The following is an 18,857-nucleotide window of genomic DNA, read 5'->3' as shown; positions in this document are numbered from 1 at the left end:
CGTTCCGCACGGCCGCGGAACTGCTGGGCCGCTGCCAGTCCAAGGGCCTCTCGATCGGGGAGATCATGTTCGTCAACGAGCGCGCCTCCCGGACCGAGGCGGAGATCCGCGACGGGCTGCTGCACATCTATTCGGTGATGGAGGGCTGCGTCGAGGTCAGCCTCAAACGCGAGGGGCTGCTGCCCGGCGGGCTCAAGGTCCGCCGCCGGGCCCCGGACTGGCACGAACGGCTGATGAAGGAAACCCGCGGCCAGGACCCCGACTTCCGGGACCCGAAGTACTGGCAGGAATGGGTCAACCTGATCGCGCTGGCCGTGAACGAGGAAAACGCCTCCGGCGGCCGGGTGGTCACCGCCCCCACCAACGGCGCCGCCGGCATCATCCCGGCCGTGCTCTACTACGCGCTGCACTTCGCCCCCGGCATGGACAAGGCCACCCAGGCGGACCGCGACGACGTTGTGGTCAAGTTCCTGCTCACCGCCGGGGCGATCGGGGTGCTCTACAAGGAACAGGCCTCGATTTCCGGTGCGGAGGTCGGCTGCCAGGGCGAGGTGGGCTCGGCGTCGTCGATGGCGGCCGCGGGCCTGGCCGAGGTCATGGGCGGCACACCCCAGCAGGTGGAGAACGCCGCGGAAATCGCGATGGAACACAACCTCGGCCTGACCTGCGACCCGATCGGCGGGCTCGTGCAGGTCCCGTGCATCGAACGCAACGCGATCGCCGCCGCCAAGGCCATCAACGCCGCCAAGATGGCGCTCTGGGGCGACGGCACGCACCGGGTCTCCCTGGACGAGGTCATCGTGACCATGCGCGAAACCGGCAAGGACATGAGCTCCAAATACAAGGAAACCGCAATGGGCGGCCTCGCCGTCAACGTCGTGGAGTGCTAGGAAGCTGACCCCGGCAGGCTGGTGCTGACGTGGCGGGATTCTGCCCCAGCTGGGCAGGCGCTAGTTGTGTGGCCCCCAGCTGGGCAGGCGCTAGTTGTGCAGCGCAGCCCAGAGGTTCAGCGAGGACGCGTACACGATCCACGACAAGTAGGGCAGCATCAGCAGTCCTGCCGTCCGGCTGATCGGTCCGAAGAGCACCACCGTCACGGCTACGGCCACGGCCAAAGCCACGATGATCCCGAACGCGATCCACAGCGCCGTCGTCCCGAGCGCCGGGTACAGGGCGAAGAAGACCGGCGTCCAGAGCAGGTTCAGCCCCAACTGCACGCCGTAGGCTGTCAGGGCCGCTTTGGACCCCGGGGCGTGGCTGCGCCAGACGAGCCACGCCGCGACGGCCATGGCGGCGTACAGGACCGTCCAGACGGGCCCGAAAACCCAGTTCGCCGGGGACCACGGGGCCTTGTCCGCGGTGGCGTACCAGCCGTTGACGTGGTTGGCCGTGGCCAGGCCGCCGAGGCCCGCAACGAGCGCCGACGCGCCGAGGAACAGCAGCAGCGCGACCACCTGGGAGAAGCCGCTGCCCGCGCCCCGCGAGCGGCCACCGGGCGTCCCGGGACGTCCCTCCAGCGGTTGCTGCTGAGCCTGCATGAGACCAGCGTAACCGCCTGAACCGGATCGGCGGCAGGGTGCGGACCGATAGACTTGGGGCTGCATGTCCGCATGCCGCCGAAGCTCGTACCGCAATGATTGGATACCGCACCCTTGCGAGAATTCACTGCCCGCTTTGCCTCTGCCGAAGAGATTGCCAACTGGGATGCCCACGTCACCGCGAACCCCAACGGCGGCAATCTCCTGCAATCGGAAGCCTTCGCCGAGGTCAAGCAGCACTTTGGCTGGACGCCCTTGCACCTGGTGTACGAGTCGGCCGATTACACGAGCTACAACCTGGTCCTGGAGAAGTCCTTTCCGGTGCTCGGCAAGCTCTGGTACCTGATCAAGGGACCCGACGTGGCGTCCGTCGAGGACATCCCCGGGATCGTCGCGGCGAACGCGGACTTCGTCAAACGGGCCAAGCTGGGCGTCTTCGCGATCAAGATCGAACCGGACATTGTCTTGTCCGACGACGCCGCGCGGATCCTTGAGGGGGCCGGCCTGGTCAAGACCCACAACCTGCAGCCGAATGACTCCACGGCGCTGCTCGATATTGCGCCCGAGGAAAACCAGCTGCTGCGCAACCTGCACTCCCGGGGCCGCAACGCCGTGCGCCGCGCCATCCGCGAGGGCGTGGAAGTCCACAACGTCGAGCCCACGGAAGAGAACTTCCGGGCCATGTATGCCCTGATGACCACCACGGTGGAAGCCAAGTCCCAGGTCCGGGTGCGCGAGTACGAGTACTACCGTCAGTTCTGGACCAACTTCCTGGCCCGGGACCAGGGCAGGCTGCTCTTCGTGTACGAAAACGGTGTGCCCTCGGTGGGCGCGTTCGTGATCAACTACGGCCGCAAGGGAACGTACAAGGACGGCGGCTCCCTGCAGAAACGCGGCCAGTACGGTGACTCGCACCTCGTGCAGTGGACCGCGATCAACCAGGTCAAGGACCTCGGCTGCACCGAATACGACTTCTGCGGCACGCCGCCGAGCGACAAGCTCAAGGACACGTCGAATCCGTTCCATGGGCTGGGGCTTTTCAAAACCAGCTTCAGCAAGACGGTGACCGACTTTGTCGGCTGCTATGACCAGGTCCTGAGCCCGCTGAAGTACAAGGCCTGGATGGCGGCGGGGGAGCGCGTGGCACGCCAGGTCTACACCCGGCGCACGGGCCAGCAGTTTTACTAAACCGAGCCAAAGACGATCAAGGTCAGTCAAGGACAGTGAGGAGGCCGGAATGAACAACGGAAACGACGGCCACCGCAGGCCACCCACGGACGGCCTGCCCCGGACCCAGCCAATGTCGGCCATGCAGGTTCGCCAGAACGCCGCCGCCAAGAGGATGCTGCGCCGACTGGTCCAGGGCGAAAACCCGCCCACTGCGCCGATGAGCATTGTGGACCGGCTCGCCGGCAGCCCCTATGCCAACCCGATGATCCAGGTCGGCGGGGTGGACGCCGCTGCCCGCAAGACCATCGACTTCGCCCTGAAGCTGGCAGAATCCATGTTCCGGTACGGGGCAGGCGCCCTCGAAGTCGAGACCAGCATCATCGCCATCACTGCCGCGCTTGGGCTCAAGAACATCGAGGTGGACATCACCAACCAGTCGGTGGCCATCAACTATGCCCCGAAGGACCAGACGCCCATCTCACTGCTGCGCGTGGTGCGGTCCTGGACCAACAACTACGCGGGCCTCTCGCAAGTGCACCAGCTGGTGACGGACATTGTGGCGGGCGGCGTCGGCCGTGAGGAAGCCGTGCGCCGGCTTGAGGACATCACCCGCAGCGCCAAGCCGTTCCCGCGGTGGATGGTCACCGTGGCCTTCGGCGTGTTCTCCGCCGTCTTCGTCGGCGTCCTGGGCGGCGGACTGGGCGCCTCAATCGTCGCGTTCCTCTCCAACCTGCTGGTCAGCCTCCTGGCCCGTCAGCTGGGCCGCTGGCGTACGCCGGACTTCTTCATCACTGCCTCGTGTTCGTTCCTGGTGACCATCATCGCCCTGCTGCTGTGGCGCTTCGGCAGCCCGCTGGGGGTGCAGATTGCCCCCGAGATCGTGGTGGTCGGCGGGATCCTCCTGCTCCTGCCGACGGGACGCCTCGTATCCTCGGTGCAGGATGCGATCAACGGCTTCCCAGTTACGGCGGCCGGCCGGTTCCTGTCCACCATGCTGACTTTCGGGGCGCTGGTTGCCGGCATCGCCGTCGGGTTCGTCGTGGGGGACATGACCGGCATGGATCCCATAGATGTCACCAAGACATTCCCGCCCAAGTATGACTTGTGGGTGATCGTCATCCTGATCGCCATTGCGGTGCTGATGATCGGCATTACGGAACAGACCAGCTGGAAGCTGCTGCTGCCGACGGCGGCAGTGGGGGTAGTGGGCTATCTGGTCCTCATCGGCGGCGACGCCCTGGGCATCGGGTCCCGCTTCGCCCCCGCCCTCGCCGCCGTGGTGATCGGCCTGCTGGCCCGCGTCGTGGCCCTCCGGATGGGCGCCCCGCAGCTGGTGGTGGCCGTCCCCGCCGCCCTGATTCTGCTCCCCGGGCTCACTATATTCCGGTCCATGTATGTATTGACCATCGAGGAATCGGAGATTCTCATGGGCGCCGGCGGGATGCTCAACGCCGGGGCGATCGTGCTCGGTGTCGCAGCCGGCATCGTGCTCGGCGACACCCTGGCGCGGCCCCTGACGCGGAGCCTGGCGAGCAACGAACGGCGCAGGGCCCGCCGCCGCTAGCTCTTGCTGCTCAGCTCTTGCGGCTCAGATCTTGCCGATGGGGAGCTTCTTCTCCGCCTGGAAGTCGTCCTCCACCCGGCCCCTGGCCCAATAGCCCGAGAGGGACACCTGGGCCCGCTCCAGCCCGCGCTGCACGTAGAAAACGTCCCGCAGGCCCTTCATGTAGCCCCGCTCGCCGTGGGCAAAGACCTGCACCCGGCCCTCGGGCCACTCGGCGTCGCGTACTGCCGTGACCAGCAGTCCGCTCTCACCGGCGGGGGCGCCGCCGCGCAGCAGCCAGCGCAGTTCGACGCCGGCCGGGCCGGCGATGGCCTGGACGTCGGCGTCGCTGTCCACTTCGAGCAGGGCCAGGCCGCGGGCATCCTCCGGCAGGGATTCGATCGCGGCGCCGATGGCCGGCAACGCTGATTCATCGCCGGCGAACAGATACCAGTCCGCGGCCGGATCCGGGTTGTACCCGCCGCCCGGGCCGGTGAAAGTCAGGCGATCGCCGGGCTGGGCCGAGGCCGCCCAGGGGCCGGCGAGGCCCTCGTCGCCGTGGATCACAAAGTCAATGGCCAGTTCCTGCGCCGCCGCGTCCACCCAGCGGACCGTGTAGGTCCGGGTGTGCGGCCACTGACTGCGCGGCATGGTTTCCCGGATAGCCCACAGGTCCAGCGGTTCCGGGTATTCGACGGCGGGTTGCGGAAACACGATCTTGACGTACCGGTCCACGTAGTCGTTGTTGACGAACCCGGCGAAGCCAGGGCCGCCGGCGACAATCCGGACCATGTGCGGGGAGAGCTGCTCCCTGCGCAGGACCGTCAGGTCGGTCTGGGGGCGCGAATTCCGGGTGGCGGTGGTGGCAGCGGGGACGGATGTCATGCAGCTAAGCCTAACCAAGAACCCCCGTCGGGAGCTGTGCGCGGAGGCCTGTTACGGCAGCGGCGGCAGTTCCCAGTCGACCGTCCCGTTGCCCTGTTCCTGCAGCAGGGCGTTGGCCCGGCTGAACGGCCGGGACCCGAAGAAGCCCCGCGAGGCCGAGAGCGGGCTGGGGTGGGCACTGGTGATCACGGCGGCGGACCCCAGCAGCGGCCGCACCGACTCGGCATCCTTCCCCCACAGGATCGCCACCAGTGGGGCATGGCCCGTACCAGCGGCGGAGGCGCGGTCGGCGACTGCCCGGATGGCCGCCGCCGTGACGGCCTCCCAGCCCTTGTTCCGGTGCGAGCCTGCCGCCCCGGCACGGACGCTGAGCACCCTGTTGAGCAGCAGTACGCCCTGCTCCGCCCAGCGGCTGAGGTCCCCGTGGACGCGCGGGGGGAAGCCGAGATCGGCCTGAAGTTCCTTGTAGATGTTTGCCAGGCTGCGGGGGATCGGCCGGGTGGCGCCGTCCACGGCGAAGGACAGACCGACGGCGTGCCCCGGCGTCGGATACGGGTCCTGGCCCACCACCAGCACCCGGACGCCGGCCAGCGGCTGCCGGAAAGCCCGCAGCAGGTTCGCCGGCGAGGGCAGCACGCCATGCCCGGCGGCCGCTTCGCCCGCGACAAAGGTCAGGGCTTCGCGCAACTGCGCCTCCACCGGCACCAGCGCCTCCGCCCAGTCCGGAGCAACCAGCGCGTCCAGCGGCCGGCGCGCCAGGTCCGCGAAGCTCAGGGCGTCGGCGGCTGCGGGCTCCAGCTCGAACAAAGCGTCGGGTTCACTGGCGGAGTCAAACTCGGAATCAAACACAGCACCCATTCTTCCGCAGCTGACGTCCGTTTCCGCGCCGGGCCGAATGACAACCCTGTCATTCGGCCGTAGCATGGGGACTGACTTTTTACCGGATCCAGCCAGGGAGTGTGTCGTGGCCGAAACAGCGCAAGAGTACGTGCTCGCGGGGGATTCTGCCGTCTTCCCCACCGCCGGCGCGGGCCTGGACGGGGTGTCCGCGGAGTCTGCGCTGAGCGCCCGCGACCAACAGATGCTGGCCCTGGAGCGGCAATGGTGGAAGTACGCGGGAGCCAAAGAACAGGCCATCCGCGAGCTGTTCGATCTGTCCGCCACGCACTACTACCAGATCCTCAATGCCCTCATCGATACCGAGGATGCGCTGGCCCACGATCCCATGCTGGTCAAGAGATTGCGTAGACTACGTACATCACGCCAACGTGCCCGCACTGCCCGTCGTCTGGGAACAGATTCGTAAAGTCGCGTCACGAGCAGCCGGATGCGCATGTCCTGTTGCGTCCGTTCCGGCCTCGGGCACCCCGTATGAAATCAGCAAGGACGTCGTTTTACCATGACCAAATACGCTCGGGATGAATTTGATCGGGTCCCGGAGACCTCTACCCGGCAGGGAGTCCACCGGGCCGTCGCAGCATCACGGCGCCGGAGCCTGGCGCCCATCTTGGCAGCCGGCTGCGTAGCCCTGGCGATCGGCCTGGTGGCCTTCCTGATCCTGCCGAAGCTCGGCTTCTCCGCAGGCCAGGCCGCGGCCGTGACCGCCGGAGACAGCGCGTCCGCCTCTGCCAGCAGCAGCGCGTCCGCCTCGAGCCCCGTGAGCCCCAGCCCCGCGCCGACGAGCCCGGAGCCGGCCGGCACCGAATCCGCCGTGGCGCCGGCGGCATCGCCTTCAGCGACGCCCAGCGCCACAGCCGCCGCCGTGGACAAGACGCAGCCGGTGACGGTCTATAACGCGACCACCACCGCCGGCCTGGCCACCCGGGTCGGCGGCACCGTCACCTCCGACGGCTGGGTCCTGGGCGAGGCAGGCAACTGGGGCGGTGTCCCGCAGCAGACATCGGTGATCTTCTACAGCGGCGTCGAGCAGAAGGACAACGCGGAGGCACTCGGAACCCTCCTCGGCATCGACACCCTCGTGGACTCCGCCGAGTTCAACATGCCCCTTGTCGTCGTGCTCGGACCGGGCTACCAGTAGCCAAATCCGGTTACGCCTCAATAACTATTAGGCGGCGGCCCTGCCCGCCGCCGGCGTTCCTGGGGGACGCTGTGGGTACAGTATCTGCGGATTTCTCTTCGCAGTCCGCGGCGCACATCGAGGTGGGCCGCACGCAAGCTAGCTGAAAGTGTGGACACCATGGCACTGGGAACCGTCAAATGGTTCAACGCCGAAAAGGGCTACGGCTTCATCACCGTGGACGGTTCCGAGAACGACGTCTTCGTGCACTGGTCCGCGATCGTCGGGGAAGGCTACCGCGCCCTGGACGAGGGCCAGCGGGTGGAACTGGAAGTCGGCGAGGGCGAAAAGGGCCCGCAGGCTGAAAGCGTCCGGCCCGCCTAGTGGCACTGGCTGCCGTCACGAACGCCCCGCGGAACGCGGCGAGGCGCCCCGGAGGAACTTTGCCGCTGGGCCGCGCCCTGGTGGCGGTCACAGTAGCGGCCCTGGCCCTGACGGGCTGCCTGGGCCCGGCGGGCAGTGCCCGTGTGGCCAGCGCCGACGCGAGCGGTGACGGCACCCTGCGCATCGGCCTGATCCTGGACAACACGGGTAAGCAGAACTTCCTCAACGCCTCGCAGCTCGCAGCGGCCAAACTTGCCGTCAAGGAGATCAACGCTGCCGGCGGGCACAAAGGCAAACCGGTGGAGCTGCTGCCGGAAACCATCAGCACGGACACCGCCGCCCAGGCGAAAGCGCTGGTTGCCGCCAAGGCCGACGTCGTGATCGGCCCGACCGATTCCAGCCGTGCCCCGGCCGCCATCGACGTGCTGGCCAACGCTAAGGTAGCTGTCATCTCCCCGGCCAACACCGCCGCCGCGCTCAGCAACTACAAGAGCGGCGGCTACTATTTCCGCACCTCGGCGGCCGACATCGCCCAGGCCTCCGTCCTCGTCAAGCTGGTCAAAGACGGCGGCGCCAAGACCTTGGCGGTGGTCCACGAGGAAGGCGTCTACGGCACAGACGTCGCCGCCGCCGTCGGCGCTGCGGCGAAACAGTCCGGGCTGGAAGTCGTGGCCGACGCGGAGTTCACTCCCGGCCAGGCGCAGCAGGCTGCCTCCGCCGCGAAGGCCGCCAACCCCGATGCCGTCGTCCTGGTCTCGCGTGACGGCGCCCAGGGCGCCATCGCCGAGCTGAACAACGCCGGCCTCGCCGGCAAGAAACTGGTCCTCAGCGACGGAGCAGTCAACAAGTATGGCTCCGGCCTGGGCGCCCGGGCGCTCGAGGGCGCACGCGGGATCCTGCCCGGAGTGTTCCCCTCCGCCACCTTCCAGGCGGACCTCGTGGCCGTTGATCCCGGGCTGAAGGACATGGTTTTTGCCGCCGAGACGTACGACGCCGTCGTCCTGGCCGCCGTCGCCGCCGCCGCGGCAGAGGACGACGCCGGAACCTCCGTCGCGGCGTCCCTCGTCGCGGTCTCCGGCGGCACCCCGGCAGCCGGCGGACCCGGCGCGGCCGGCAGCCAGCCGCCCGGCAAGTCGTGCACCAGCTACCAGGACTGCATCGGCGTCCTCCGGGCGGGCCAGCGTCCGGACTATGACGGCCAGTCCGGACGGATCAACTTTGATTCCCACGGCGACATCACCGAAGCGAACTACATGGTCTCCACCTACGGCGAGGACAACCTGCCCACGGTGAGCGGCACGGAAGCCGCGAGCAGCAGCGGCGGCTGATCGCTCGTAGCGTATTGTGCCCGCGTGGCGTGCGGATCCGGCCGGGCACTGCTTGCACTCTCCCCGGGGGAGTGCTAATTATTGTGTTAGCACTCCAGCGCACTGACTGCTAACACGACGCCCGGTCCGTCCGGCCGCGAAGTGGGGCAGCCGGTCCAGGAGCTAAAGAAACACCTTGCTGGGGTGAGATCCCGGACCCGGCGGCATACAGAGGCCGCGGGGTAGGGATCGTCCGTCGCGGGCACCACAGCGAAGGTTCATTCTTAACGACTGTCCCGAAAGGACTACTGCCGTTATGGCCAAGATCATTGCATTTGATGAAGAGGCACGCCGCGGTCTTGAGCGGGGCCTGAACATCCTCGCCGACGCCGTCAAGGTCACCCTCGGCCCGCGGGGACGCAACGTCGTCCTCGAAAAGAAGTGGGGCGCCCCCACGATCACCAACGATGGTGTTTCCATCGCCAAGGAGATCGAGCTGGACGATCCTTACGAGAAGATCGGCGCCGAGCTGGTCAAGGAAGTTGCCAAGAAGACGGATGACGTCGCAGGCGACGGCACCACCACGGCAACCGTGCTGGCACAGGCCCTGGTCAAGGAAGGCCTGCGCAACGTCGCGGCCGGCGCTGACCCGCTGTCCCTCAAGCGCGGCATCGAGAAGGCTGTTGACGCCGTCACCGTCGAACTCCTGGCCTCCGCCAAGGAAATCGAGACCAAGGAAGAGATCGCCGCCACCGCGTCCATCTCCGCCGGCGACAACGAAATCGGCGCCCTGATCGCCGAAGCCCTCGACAAGGTCGGCAAGGAAGGCGTCATCACGGTCGAGGAGTCGAACACGTTCGGCCTCGAGCTGGAGCTGACCGAAGGCATGCGCTTCGACAAGGGCTACATCTCGGCCTACTTCGTCACCGACGCCGAGCGCCAGGAAACGGTCCTTGAGGATCCGTACATCCTGATCGTCAACTCCAAGATCTCCAACGTCAAGGAACTGGTTGCTGTCCTGGAAAAGGTCATGCAGTCCAACAAGCCGCTGCTGATCATTGCCGAAGACATCGAGGGCGAGGCCCTGGCCACCCTGATCGTCAACAAGATCCGCGGCACCTTCAAGTCCGTCGCCGTCAAGGCTCCGGGCTTCGGCGACCGCCGCAAGGCGCAGCTGGCCGACATCGCCATCCTCACCGGTGGCCAGGTCATCTCCGAGGAAGTCGGCCTCAAGCTTGAGACCGCCGGCCTCGAACTCCTTGGCAAGGCCCGCAAGGTTGTTGTCACCAAGGACGAGACCACGATCGTCGAGGGTGCAGGCGACGCCGACCAGATCGCCGGCCGCGTGTCCCAGATCCGCGCCGAGATCGAGAACTCCGATTCCGACTACGACCGCGAGAAGCTGCAGGAGCGCCTGGCCAAGCTGGCCGGCGGCGTTGCAGTCATCAAGGCCGGCGCCGCAACCGAGGTCGAGCTCAAGGAACGCAAGCACCGCATTGAGGACGCCGTCCGCAACGCCAAGGCAGCTGTCGAAGAGGGCATCGTCGCCGGCGGTGGCGTTGCCCTGATCCAGGCCGGCGCCAAGGCATTCGCGAACCTGCAGCTCTCCGGTGACGAAGCAACGGGCGCGAACATCGTCCGCGTTGCCATCGACGCCCCGCTGAAGCAGATCGCCTTCAACGCCGGCCTCGAGCCCGGCGTTGTCGTGGACAAGGTCCGCGGCCTGCCCGCAGGCCACGGCCTCAACGCCGCCACCGGCGAGTACGTCGACCTGCTGGCCGCCGGCATCAACGACCCGGTCAAGGTAACCCGCTCTGCCCTGCAGAACGCGGCTTCCATCGCCGGCCTGTTCCTCACCACCGAGGCCGTTGTAGCCGACAAGCCCGAAAAGGCTGGCGCCCCGATGGGCGGCGGCGACGACATGGGCGGCATGGGCGGCATGGGCGGTTTCTAACCACCCGCGCCAGCCATCACCGGCTGTTCGACGACGGCGGTCCCACCTTCGGGTGGGGCCGCCGTTGCCCGTTAAGCGCGGTCCCCGTCCAAGGGAGCGTCGGTGGGCGTCGGCGGGTTCTGGCAGGATAGGTCAGTGACGATTACAGCAGCGGCCGACGGTTCGGCCTTAGGAAATCCTGGCCCGGCCGGCTGGGCCTGGTACGTAAACGACGACTGCTGGCGGGCCGGCGGATGGCCCCACGGCACGAACAACCAGGGCGAACTGATGGCGGTGCTGGACCTGTTCCGGGCAACGGCGCACATGCCCGGGGAAGACCTGCTGATCCTCTGCGACAGCCAGTACGTTATCAACGCCGTGACCAAGTGGATGCCCGGTTGGAAACGCAAGGGCTGGCGCAAAGCCGACGGCAAGCCGGTGCTGAACGTGGACCTCCTCAAGGACATCGACCAGGCGCTCGTGGGCCGCAAGTACACCTTCGAGTGGGTGCGCGGCCACGCGGGACACGAGCTCAACGAGGCGGCAGACGTCCGCGCCCGGGCAGCGGCCACGGCGTACCAGCAGGGCGTCGCCGTCCGCCAGGGCCCCGGGTTCGAGCCGCAGCAGGGCGGGACGCAGCAGGCAGCCCGGCCGGCCTCCACGGAGCCGCCGGCAGCCCAGCAGGCCGCACCGGCCGCGCAGGCCGCCAAGACCCCCGCACCACAGCCCGCCGCCCCGCAGGCCGCGACCCGGCCGCAGGCAATCCCGGCGCCTTCCGGCCAGCAGGAACTCTTTGGCGCGCCAGGGACCTACGACGAACCGGACCTCTTCAGCGAACTCGAAGAAGAACCTGCCGTGGACCTGGCGGAGGCCAGCGCCGAAGCCGTCGTCGAGTCCCTCGAACGGGAACTGCTCCGCCCCGAAACCCGGGCGGACCTGGGCCGCACCGGTGTCCTGCTCCATCCGGACTTCACCGAAATCGGCAGCTCCGGCCGGATCTGGACCCGCGACGCCATGATGATGTCACTCGAGGACAACCCGGGCGGAGCCGTGGAGCTGGAGCTACTGGGCGCGGACCGGCTGGGTGAGAAGACCATGCTCTTGACCTACCGCAGCCACACGCGCGAGGGATCAGCCCTGCGCAGCTCCCTGTGGGTCCTTGAAGGCGCGCAATGGCGTCTGCGCTTCCACCAGGGCACACCCGAGGCCTGAGGGCGCCTGCGGCTCACGTGAAGCGCTGCGCGTTGCCCAGTTCCGCCTGCGCATAGGTGGCGGCAGCGGAATTCAGTGCGAGGTTGATGGACGCCAGGGAAGCCTCGACCCTGCCCTGGGTCAGCGTCCACTCGGCCACCAGGGTTTGGAAATTGGTCGCCGCGGAGCCCCGCCAGCTGCCCTGGAGCTCGTCCAGCCCCCGTTTCATGGCGTGGACGTCCGCGCTGATCCGCTCCACCGTGGCCTGCACGTTGGCGGACTTCAGCTGGAGGAGTTCCGTGTCGACGGAGATGATGCTCATGGAAATGCCTCTCGAAACGTTCGGGAGGCGGCCGCGGCCCGGCGGAGCACGGTGACCGTCAGCGGTGGGCCTGCGGTGAGGGCTGGCGGGGAGCGGCTGCCTCGTCCGGATCTTCCGGACACCTCAAGCGTAGGCGGGCGGCGCGCCGGCCGGACACCGCCGTCGGCTCCTATGTGGATAAGTCTGCAGTGGACCGTTCCGTGGCGTCTTCGTCCAGGAACGGGATGCTGACCACCAGCGTGGCACCGCCGCCGTCGGTCTTCCCGACCCGCACGGAACCGGAATGCGAGCCGACGATGGCGGCCACGATCGCCAGGCCGAGTCCGCTGCCGCCGGTCTCCCTGGTCCGGGAGGTGTCGGCCCGGTAGAAGCGCTCGAAAATCCTGGCCGCCTCCTCATCCGGGACGCCCGGTCCGTGGTCCCGGACCTCGATCACGGACTGCCGTGTTCCGTCCGGTGCGGTCCGGACCCCGACGCCAATTTCGACCGGGGTGCCCTCCGGCGTGTAGCGCAGGGCATTGCCGACCAGGTTGCTGACCACCTGGCGCAGTTTGGCTTCATCGCCCAGCACCGGGGCGGCGGCGGGGGCCTCGCCGTCAAGTCCGGTGAGGGTGATGGTGCGGCTGCGGTCGCTGGCCTGGGTGTCCACCACGGCGTCGTTGGCCAGCAGCAGCAGGTCTGCGGGTTTTTGCTGCAGCGGGCGCTGTTCATCGATCCTGGCCAGCAGCAGCAGGTCTTCCACCATGGCTCCCATGCGTTTGGCTTCACTTTCGATCCGCCCCATCGCGGTGGCCACGTCTTCCGGAGTGGACAGCGCCCCATGCCGGTACAGCTCGGAGAACCCGCGGATGGTCACCAGCGGGGTGCGCAGTTCGTGCGAGGCGTCGGCGGCGAAGCGCCGCATCCGCGCCTCGGACGCCATCCGGGCGGCGAAGGCGGTCTCAATGTGCGCGAGCATGGCGTTGAGCGAGCTCCCGAGCCGGCCCACTTCCGTGCCCGGGTTCTCCACTTCCACACGCTGGGAGAGGTCTCCCGCGGCGATCGCGGCGGCCGTCTTCTCCACCCGGGCCAGCGGCCGGAAGGACCGCGAGACGGTCCACGTGGCGATGAAGAACGCCAGCACGAGCGTCAGCAGGCCCACGCCCACCACCACCAGGGCCGCATGTTCCATCACCGAGTCCACGGGGTCCAGCGGCAGCCCGATCACGACGACGGCGCCGCGGTTGTTGTTGTCCACCACGCTGACGGCCACGACCCGCCAGTTGCCGCCCTCGGATCCGCGGACCTGGAAGGGCATCTGCTGGCGTTCCCGGGCCTCGACCGAGGAAAAGGTGCTGATGGCGGGGTGGGATTCCTTGTCGCCGCCGAAGGTGTAGGGCGGAAGACCGGGGCTGAAGAGCATCAGCGAGTAGTCGGTGGGGACGGTGGTGTTGGTCTCCTGCAGCTGGCTGAAGGACTGCTGCTGGCGCGCGGATTCGACGGCGGCCCGGAGCTTGTCATCCACCTGGCCCTGCAGGAAGCTGTGCAGCAGCGTCAGTGTGCCCGCCCCGGTGGCCGTGAGTGCCACCAGCATGAGTGCCATCATGATGGCCACGAGCTGCGAGCGCAGCGACGCCGATTTCCAGCGGTACAGCAAGGTCAGCGCTTCTCGGCAGTCCGCAGAACGTAGCCGACGCCGCGCTTGGTCTGGATCAGTGCGGGGGCATCGGGATCGATATCCACCTTGCGGCGCAGGTAGGAGATGTAGGACTCCACGATCGAGGCGTCACCGTTGAAGTCGTACTCCCACACATGGTCGAGGATCTGGGCCTTGGACAGGACCCGGTTCGGATTGAGCATGAGGTAGCGCAGGAGCTTGAATTCCGTGGGCGAGAGCTCGATCACGGTGCCGCCGCGGCGGACCTCGTGGGCGTCGTCGTCGAGCTGGAGGTCATCGACCCGGATCACGGCGTCGTCGTCGACCTGGGGCTGCGTGCGCCGGAGTACGGCGCGGATGCGCGCCACCACCTCGTCGAGGCTGAACGGCTTGGTGACGTAATCGTCCCCGCCCACGGTCAAGCCGGTGACCTTGTCTTCGGTGTCGTCCTTGGCCGTGAGGAACAGGACGGGGAAGTGCTTGCCGGCGGCGCGCAGGCGGCGGGTGACGGTGAAGCCGTCCATGTCCGGCAGCATGACGTCCAGCACGGCCAGATCGGGGGAGTGCAACTCAGCAGCAGCGAGGGCCTCGCGTCCGCTGCCGGCCGAGACGACTTCGAAACCAGCGAAGCGCAGGGACGTGGAGAGCAGCTCGCGGATGTTCGGTTCGTCATCGACGACGAGCAGCTTGGCTTCGGGACCGTTCTTCTTCATGTTCCCATGATGCTCCCAGACTCTGGGAGTTTTCTGAATGGACGTTGTGTGTTGCATGGCCGCGCCCCGCACCCGCTAGCCCGCGGTGCCGACGTCCTTGGCGTCCATGATCCGGTAGGCGTAGCCCTGCTCGGCGAGGAACCGCTGCCGCTTCGCGGCGAAATCCTGGTCCAGGGTGTCCCGGGCCACGAGCGAGTAGAACCGGGCGGAGCGGCCGTCCTTCTTCGGGCGCAGCAGCCGGCCCAGGCGCTGGGCCTCCTCCTGGCGGGAACCGAACGAACCGGAGACCTGGATCGCGACCGACGCCTCGGGCAGGTCGATGGAGAAATTGGCGACCTTGGACACCACCAGGGTCTGCACCTCGCCGGCACGGAAGGCGTCGAAGAGCCGCTGGCGTTCCTTCACCGACGTGTCGCCCTTGATCACCGGCGCGCCCAGGCGCTCGCCGATCTCGTCGAGCTGGTCGATGTACTGCCCGATCACCAGGAGCTGCTCCCCGGCGTGTTCGGCGACGAGTTCTTCGACCACCCGGGTCTTCGTCTCGGAGGTGGCACACAGGCGGTATTTGTCGGCGTCCTCGGCCATGGCATAGGCCACCCGTTCGTCGCGGGGCAGGTCCACCCGGACTTCCACGCAATCGGCCGGGGCGATGTAGCCCTGGGCCTCGATGTCCTTCCACGGCGCGTCGTAGCGTTTCGGACCGATCAGGCTGAAGACCTCGCCCTCCCGGCCGTCCTCGCGCACCAACGTGGCGGTCAGCCCGAGCCGGCGGCGGGCCTGCAGGTCTGCCGTCATCCGGAAGATCGGCGCGGGCAGCAGGTGGACCTCGTCGTAGATGATCAGGCCCCAATCGTTGCCGTCCACGAGCTCCAGGTGCGGGTACAGCCCGCCGCGCTTCGTGGTCAGGACCTGGTAGGTGGCGATCGTGACCGGCCGGACTTCCTTGACGGAGCCGGAGTACTCGCCGATCTCCTCCTCGGTCAGCGACGTGCGTTTGAGCAGCTCGTCTTTCCACTGCCGCGCGGCGACGGTGTTGGTCACCAGGATCAGCGTGGTGGTGGAACTGGTGGCCATGGCGGCCGCCCCGACCAGCGTCTTGCCGGCGCCGCAGGGAAGGACGACGACGCCGCTGCCGCCGGCCCAGAAGTTCTCCGCGGCCAGTTGCTGGTAGGGCCGCAGCTTCCAGCCGGATTCGTTGAGCATGATGGGATGCGGGGTGCCGTCCACGTAGCCGGCCAGGTCCTCGGCCGGCCAGCCCAGCTTGAGCAGCAGCTGCTTGAGCTGCCCGCGCTGGGAGGAATGCACCACCACCGTTTCGCCGTCGATCCGTGGCCCGAGCAGCGGGGCGATCTTCTTGGCGCGGCTGACTTCTTCGAGCACCGGGTAGTCGGAGGTGCGCATGACCAGGCCGTGCTGGGGGTCCTTTTCCAGCCGGAGCCGGCCGTACCGGGACATGGTCTCTTCGATGTCGATCAGCAGGGAGTGGGGCACGGGGAACCGGGAGTACGTGAGCAGGGTGTCCAGCACCTTTTCGGCGTCCAGCCCGGCCGCCCGGGCATTCCAGAGCCCCAGCGGCGTCAACCGGTAGCTGTGCACATGCTCGGGGGCCCGTTCCAGCTCGGCGAACGCCGCGATGGCGTGCCGGGCCTCCGTTGCGAGTTCGTGGTCGACCTCCAGCAGGATGGTCTTGTCACTCTGGACGATCAGGGGCCCGTCATTCACTGGAACAATTCCTCTGTAGCTTCTACGTCGATAATCCGGTGGATGGACAGGACCCGCTCGATCTCCTTGTCCGGATCGAACACCCGCACCCGCCCGCCATTCACAGCTACCGGAACAACGGTCTCGCGGGTGGCATTCCCCATGCTGTCCACGACGTTCATGATGACCCGCTGCCTGAGGCGGATCGCCTTCAGCAGGGTCTCGAGCCCCAGCTGGGTCGCCTCCTCGCTGCCCGGGGCCGCCGGCGGGTGGGCGCCGGAGCCGGGCGCCCGGGACCCGTTGGCGCGCAGCACGGCCAGTTGGGCCTCGATGTCGGCCTCCGGCGGGGCGGTCCGCGGGGCGGTGTAGACCGGCCGGCCGCTGCCGGGCGCGGGGGTGCTGCGGCGCAGCCGGACGACGGCGGAGGCAGCTTCCTCCAGGACGGGGGCGAGACCCAGGCCCCGGAGGACCTGGGCGGTTTCCCGGGGCGCGGCGTGGGAGACGACCACGGTGGGCGCGATGCGCACCAGTCCGAGGCCGGCGGCGGCCGGGGCGTTGAGCAGCTCCAGCAGGGCGGCCTCGTCCTCGCTTTGGATGAAGCTGGCAGCGGCCCCCACCCGGAGCCGGGAGTGGCGCGCGGCGGTGTCTTCGATGAGGTACTGGAGGGGCTGCGGGATGGCGGTGGCCGAATGCTGGCGCAGGAAGTCCAGCATCGCCGCGGCGTCCTGGCCGGCGTCGAGGGCCCGGCGCACGGAGGTGACGGAGAAACGGTAGATGGTGGCCGGTCCCTGCCCTTCGGCCGCGGCCATGGTCAGGAGCCGTTCGCTCAGTTCGGGGTCGAGGTAGCCCGGCGCCACCGCCGTCAGGTCCGCCTGCAGCAACACATGCTGCAGGGCCGCGGGCAGGTGTTCGCCCAGGATCCCCAGGGCATCATCCGGCTGCTCGGCGGCGATCGCGGCGCCCAGCTGGCTGAGCGCCCCGGAGCCGATGAGGCCGAGCATCTCGGCCTCCGCGAGGATGCCGCGGATCAGCGAGCTGAAGCGCCTGGCCATTCGGGGCTGTGTCCACTCGGCACGCTCCAGCACGGCGGCGGCATCGAGGACGGGGGCCTGCCCGTCGGGCGCCGCGGCCTCGAGGGTGAGTTCGTGCAGGATTTCCAGGACCCGTTTGCGGACCACCGGGGCGTCCGGCCGCTGCGCCTCGGCAGAGAGCGCATTGATGGTGGTCCCGGCCGGGCCCCGGTGCCCGGCGGGTCCCGGCGCGGCGGCATTCACCGGCTGGCCCACGAGGGACGGCGCGCGCTCGCTGGCCAGCCAGGCGTTGACCAGCCACAGCCACTGCTCCTGGCGCGGCAGCGACAGCCACTCCAGCTGCGGCGGCTGCACCCACGCAGAACTGTCGACGTCCAGCCGCAGCAGACCGGCCATTCCGCAGAGCTCCGCGAGGACGCCGGCCTCGTGCACGTCCATCCGCAGCGAATCCGCCAGCCGCTTCATCTCCCGGACCCCGACGCCGCCGCTGCGCAGCGTCGCCAGCGGCTGTTCGCGCACGGTGTAGAGCACTTCGCCCACGAGCCGCAGCGTCTCGGCGATAGCGCCCAACGCGGCGTTCCGGCGCAGCCCCGCACTTGTGTGGCCCAGCCGGGGGACGGGCGGCGCGAGCGAAAAGTTCTCGATGACATAGCCGCCGCGCAGCGAGACTCCGACGCTGTGCGGCAGTTCGACATGGGCGGCGTCCAGCGGCACCAGCAGCCCGCGCGCCAGCAGCCAGTCCACGGGGCCGACGTCGGCGCTTTCGTGCAGCACGGACGCCCGGCGCTGCGCCTGCGGAACGGCGCCCATGGCCCAGTTCCCGAAGCGGGCCAGGAGGGCTGCGGTCCGATCCGGTGCGGTGGCCAGGATTTGCTGGAGCGATTCCGGTGTTGCCGTCCAGTGCTGCAGGGACAGGGCGGCTTCCATCGGCGTCGTGGCGGGGGAGATGGTCGCCCCGCCGCGGTGCAGTTCCCCCACCAGCTGCACCACGCGCTGCGCAAAAGCGGGCTGGAGCCGCACGAGTTCGGTGTAGCTGCGGCCCAGCCCCGCAGGGTAAATGCCGATCACGTCCTTGAGGCTGCCGACCGGAAGGTAGTGGCGCTGCTTGGCGGCGGCGGGAGTCGCGCCGTGCGGCGGATCGGCGCGGTGGACGAGGGCCAGTTCCTGCAGGGAATGGAGGATCCGGTCGACGGCGGCAACCGAGGAGCCGTTGATCAGTTTCTTCAGCATTGCCGCCGACGCGCTGTGCCCGGTATCGGCGTTGGTGCACAGGTGCAGGGTTTCCAGGACCTGCATCTGCGGGCGGTTGAGCCGTTCGAGTGCCCGCTGCACGCTGACACGTCCGCTGGCGCGGGCGGCGAGGGCGGCGAAGTCCGGAACGCCCGGAGAAATCAGGTCCGGCCGCGCGGAGAACAGGGCCCGCAACGATTCGTCGCTTCGTGCCTGAAGTTCCTTGCTGAGCGCGCGGATGAGGGACATCGCTCCA

17 protein-coding genes are annotated in these 18,857 nt (G+C 68.4%); 9 read left to right on the top strand and 8 right to left on the bottom strand.

Translation table 11 applies throughout. The features are described 5' to 3' along the window. A partial coding sequence (locus C560_RS0115740; protein WP_026538918.1) for an L-serine ammonia-lyase occupies positions 1-890 on the top strand: 890 nt, incomplete at its 5' end. Positions 891-980: 90 nt separating this feature from the next. Here the strand turns inward: C560_RS0115740 and C560_RS0115735 are convergent. Further along, positions 981-1,538 carry a TspO/MBR family protein gene (locus C560_RS0115735; protein WP_026538917.1) on the bottom strand — a complete coding sequence of 186 codons (558 nt, stop codon included), beginning with the start codon at positions 1,536-1,538 and terminating at the stop codon, positions 981-983. A 114-nt stretch (positions 1,539-1,652) separates the two neighbouring features. On the opposite strand from C560_RS0115735, the gene C560_RS0115730 reads away from it, so the two are divergent. Beyond that, the gene (locus tag C560_RS0115730; protein WP_026538916.1) at positions 1,653-2,726 is read left to right on the top strand and encodes a lipid II:glycine glycyltransferase FemX; all 1,074 of its coding nucleotides are present in this window, start codon (positions 1,653-1,655) and stop codon (positions 2,724-2,726) included. 49 nt (positions 2,727-2,775) lie between these two features. Continuing rightward, positions 2,776-4,272 carry a threonine/serine ThrE exporter family protein gene (locus tag C560_RS0115725; protein WP_026538915.1) on the top strand — a complete coding sequence of 499 codons (1,497 nt, stop codon included), beginning with the start codon at positions 2,776-2,778 and terminating at the stop codon, positions 4,270-4,272. 24 nt (positions 4,273-4,296) lie between these two features. Here the strand turns inward: C560_RS0115725 and C560_RS0115720 are convergent, their stop codons facing one another. Together C560_RS0115720 and C560_RS0115715 are read right to left on the bottom strand one after the other, a co-directional pair. Then, positions 4,297-5,136 (bottom strand): siderophore-interacting protein, encoded by an 840-nt coding sequence (locus C560_RS0115720; protein WP_026538914.1) that lies wholly within the window; start codon positions 5,134-5,136, stop codon positions 4,297-4,299. Positions 5,137-5,187: 51 nt separating this feature from the next. Then, a complete protein-coding gene (locus C560_RS0115715; RefSeq protein ID WP_051533231.1) occupies positions 5,188-5,994 on the bottom strand; it encodes a uracil-DNA glycosylase in 807 nt (268 codons plus the stop codon). A gap of 106 nt (positions 5,995-6,100) precedes the next feature. Here C560_RS0115715 and C560_RS0115710 point away from each other — a divergent pair, with 106 nt between their 5' ends. The 6 genes from C560_RS0115710 to C560_RS0115685 all read left to right on the top strand — a co-directional run bounded on the left by C560_RS0115710 (position 6,101) and on the right by C560_RS0115685 (position 11,989). Continuing rightward, a complete protein-coding gene (locus C560_RS0115710; RefSeq protein ID WP_018775778.1) occupies positions 6,101-6,442 on the top strand; it encodes a DUF3263 domain-containing protein in 342 nt (113 codons plus the stop codon). Positions 6,443-6,535: 93 nt separating this feature from the next. Next, entirely contained in the window at positions 6,536-7,174 is a 639-nt protein-coding gene (locus C560_RS0115705) for a LytR C-terminal domain-containing protein (RefSeq protein WP_026538912.1), read from the top strand. Positions 7,175-7,333: 159 nt separating this feature from the next. Then, on the top strand, positions 7,334-7,537 hold the full coding sequence (locus C560_RS0115700) for a cold-shock protein (protein WP_026266832.1): 204 nt from the start codon (positions 7,334-7,336) through the stop codon (positions 7,535-7,537). 59 nt (positions 7,538-7,596) lie between these two features. Then, positions 7,597-8,865, top strand: a complete 1,269-nt coding sequence (locus tag C560_RS0115695; protein ID WP_026538911.1) for an ABC transporter substrate-binding protein — start codon at positions 7,597-7,599, stop codon at positions 8,863-8,865. A 295-nt stretch (positions 8,866-9,160) separates the two neighbouring features. Beyond that, positions 9,161-10,798 (top strand): chaperonin GroEL, encoded by a 1,638-nt coding sequence (gene groL / locus C560_RS0115690; RefSeq protein ID WP_018775774.1) that lies wholly within the window; start codon positions 9,161-9,163, stop codon positions 10,796-10,798. 135 nt (positions 10,799-10,933) lie between these two features. Next, positions 10,934-11,989 carry a ribonuclease HI family protein gene (locus C560_RS0115685; protein WP_026538910.1) on the top strand — a complete coding sequence of 352 codons (1,056 nt, stop codon included), beginning with the start codon at positions 10,934-10,936 and terminating at the stop codon, positions 11,987-11,989. A 13-nt stretch (positions 11,990-12,002) separates the two neighbouring features. Here C560_RS0115685 and C560_RS0115680 read toward each other — a convergent pair whose 3' ends face one another. The 5 genes from C560_RS0115680 to C560_RS0115660 all read right to left on the bottom strand — a co-directional run bounded on the left by C560_RS0115680 (position 12,003) and on the right by C560_RS0115660 (position 18,850). Further along, the gene (locus tag C560_RS0115680; protein WP_026538909.1) at positions 12,003-12,290 is read right to left on the bottom strand and encodes a WXG100 family type VII secretion target; all 288 of its coding nucleotides are present in this window, start codon (positions 12,288-12,290) and stop codon (positions 12,003-12,005) included. Between the two features lie 169 nt (positions 12,291-12,459). Continuing rightward, on the bottom strand, positions 12,460-13,926 hold the full coding sequence (locus C560_RS0115675; protein WP_026538908.1) for a sensor histidine kinase: 1,467 nt from the start codon (positions 13,924-13,926) through the stop codon (positions 12,460-12,462). Positions 13,927-13,928: 2 nt separating this feature from the next. After that, positions 13,929-14,639: a response regulator transcription factor gene (locus C560_RS0115670; RefSeq protein ID WP_018775770.1), complete on the bottom strand. Its 711-nt coding sequence runs from the start codon at positions 14,637-14,639 to the stop codon at positions 13,929-13,931. A 75-nt stretch (positions 14,640-14,714) separates the two neighbouring features. Beyond that, positions 14,715-16,361: a DNA repair helicase XPB gene (locus C560_RS0115665; RefSeq protein WP_026538907.1), complete on the bottom strand. Its 1,647-nt coding sequence runs from the start codon at positions 16,359-16,361 to the stop codon at positions 14,715-14,717. Then, positions 16,358-18,850: a helicase-associated domain-containing protein gene (locus C560_RS0115660; protein ID WP_026538906.1), complete on the bottom strand. Its 2,493-nt coding sequence runs from the start codon at positions 18,848-18,850 to the stop codon at positions 16,358-16,360. The genes C560_RS0115665 and C560_RS0115660 overlap by 4 nt, the downstream gene beginning before the upstream one ends. Positions 18,851-18,857: the final 7 nt, after the last annotated feature.

The sequence above is a fragment of the Arthrobacter sp. 9MFCol3.1 genome (assembly GCF_000620385.1).
Lineage (GTDB): Bacteria > Actinomycetota > Actinomycetes > Actinomycetales > Micrococcaceae > Arthrobacter.
Note: the sequence above shows the minus strand (reverse complement) of the source record. Positions and strands in the feature narration are given on the sequence as shown.

Coding starts and splice junctions, on each gene's coding strand:
- C560_RS0115735 (WP_026538917.1), bottom strand. CDS start 1,538: ATGCAGGCTCAGCAGCAACCGCTGGAGGGACGTCCCGGGACGCCCGGT.
- C560_RS0115725 (WP_026538915.1), top strand. CDS start 2,776: ATGAACAACGGAAACGACGGCCACCGCAGGCCACCCACGGACGGCCTG.
- C560_RS0115720 (WP_026538914.1), bottom strand. CDS start 5,136: ATGACATCCGTCCCCGCTGCCACCACCGCCACCCGGAATTCGCGCCCC.
- C560_RS0115715 (WP_051533231.1), bottom strand. CDS start 5,994: ATGGGTGCTGTGTTTGATTCCGAGTTTGACTCCGCCAGTGAACCCGAC.
- C560_RS0115705 (WP_026538912.1), top strand. CDS start 6,536: ATGACCAAATACGCTCGGGATGAATTTGATCGGGTCCCGGAGACCTCT.
- C560_RS0115700 (WP_026266832.1), top strand. CDS start 7,334: ATGGCACTGGGAACCGTCAAATGGTTCAACGCCGAAAAGGGCTACGGC.
- groL (WP_018775774.1), top strand. CDS start 9,161: ATGGCCAAGATCATTGCATTTGATGAAGAGGCACGCCGCGGTCTTGAG.
- C560_RS0115680 (WP_026538909.1), bottom strand. CDS start 12,290: ATGAGCATCATCTCCGTCGACACGGAACTCCTCCAGCTGAAGTCCGCC.
- C560_RS0115670 (WP_018775770.1), bottom strand. CDS start 14,639: ATGAAGAAGAACGGTCCCGAAGCCAAGCTGCTCGTCGTCGATGACGAA.
- C560_RS0115660 (WP_026538906.1), bottom strand. CDS start 18,850: ATGTCCCTCATCCGCGCGCTCAGCAAGGAACTTCAGGCACGAAGCGAC.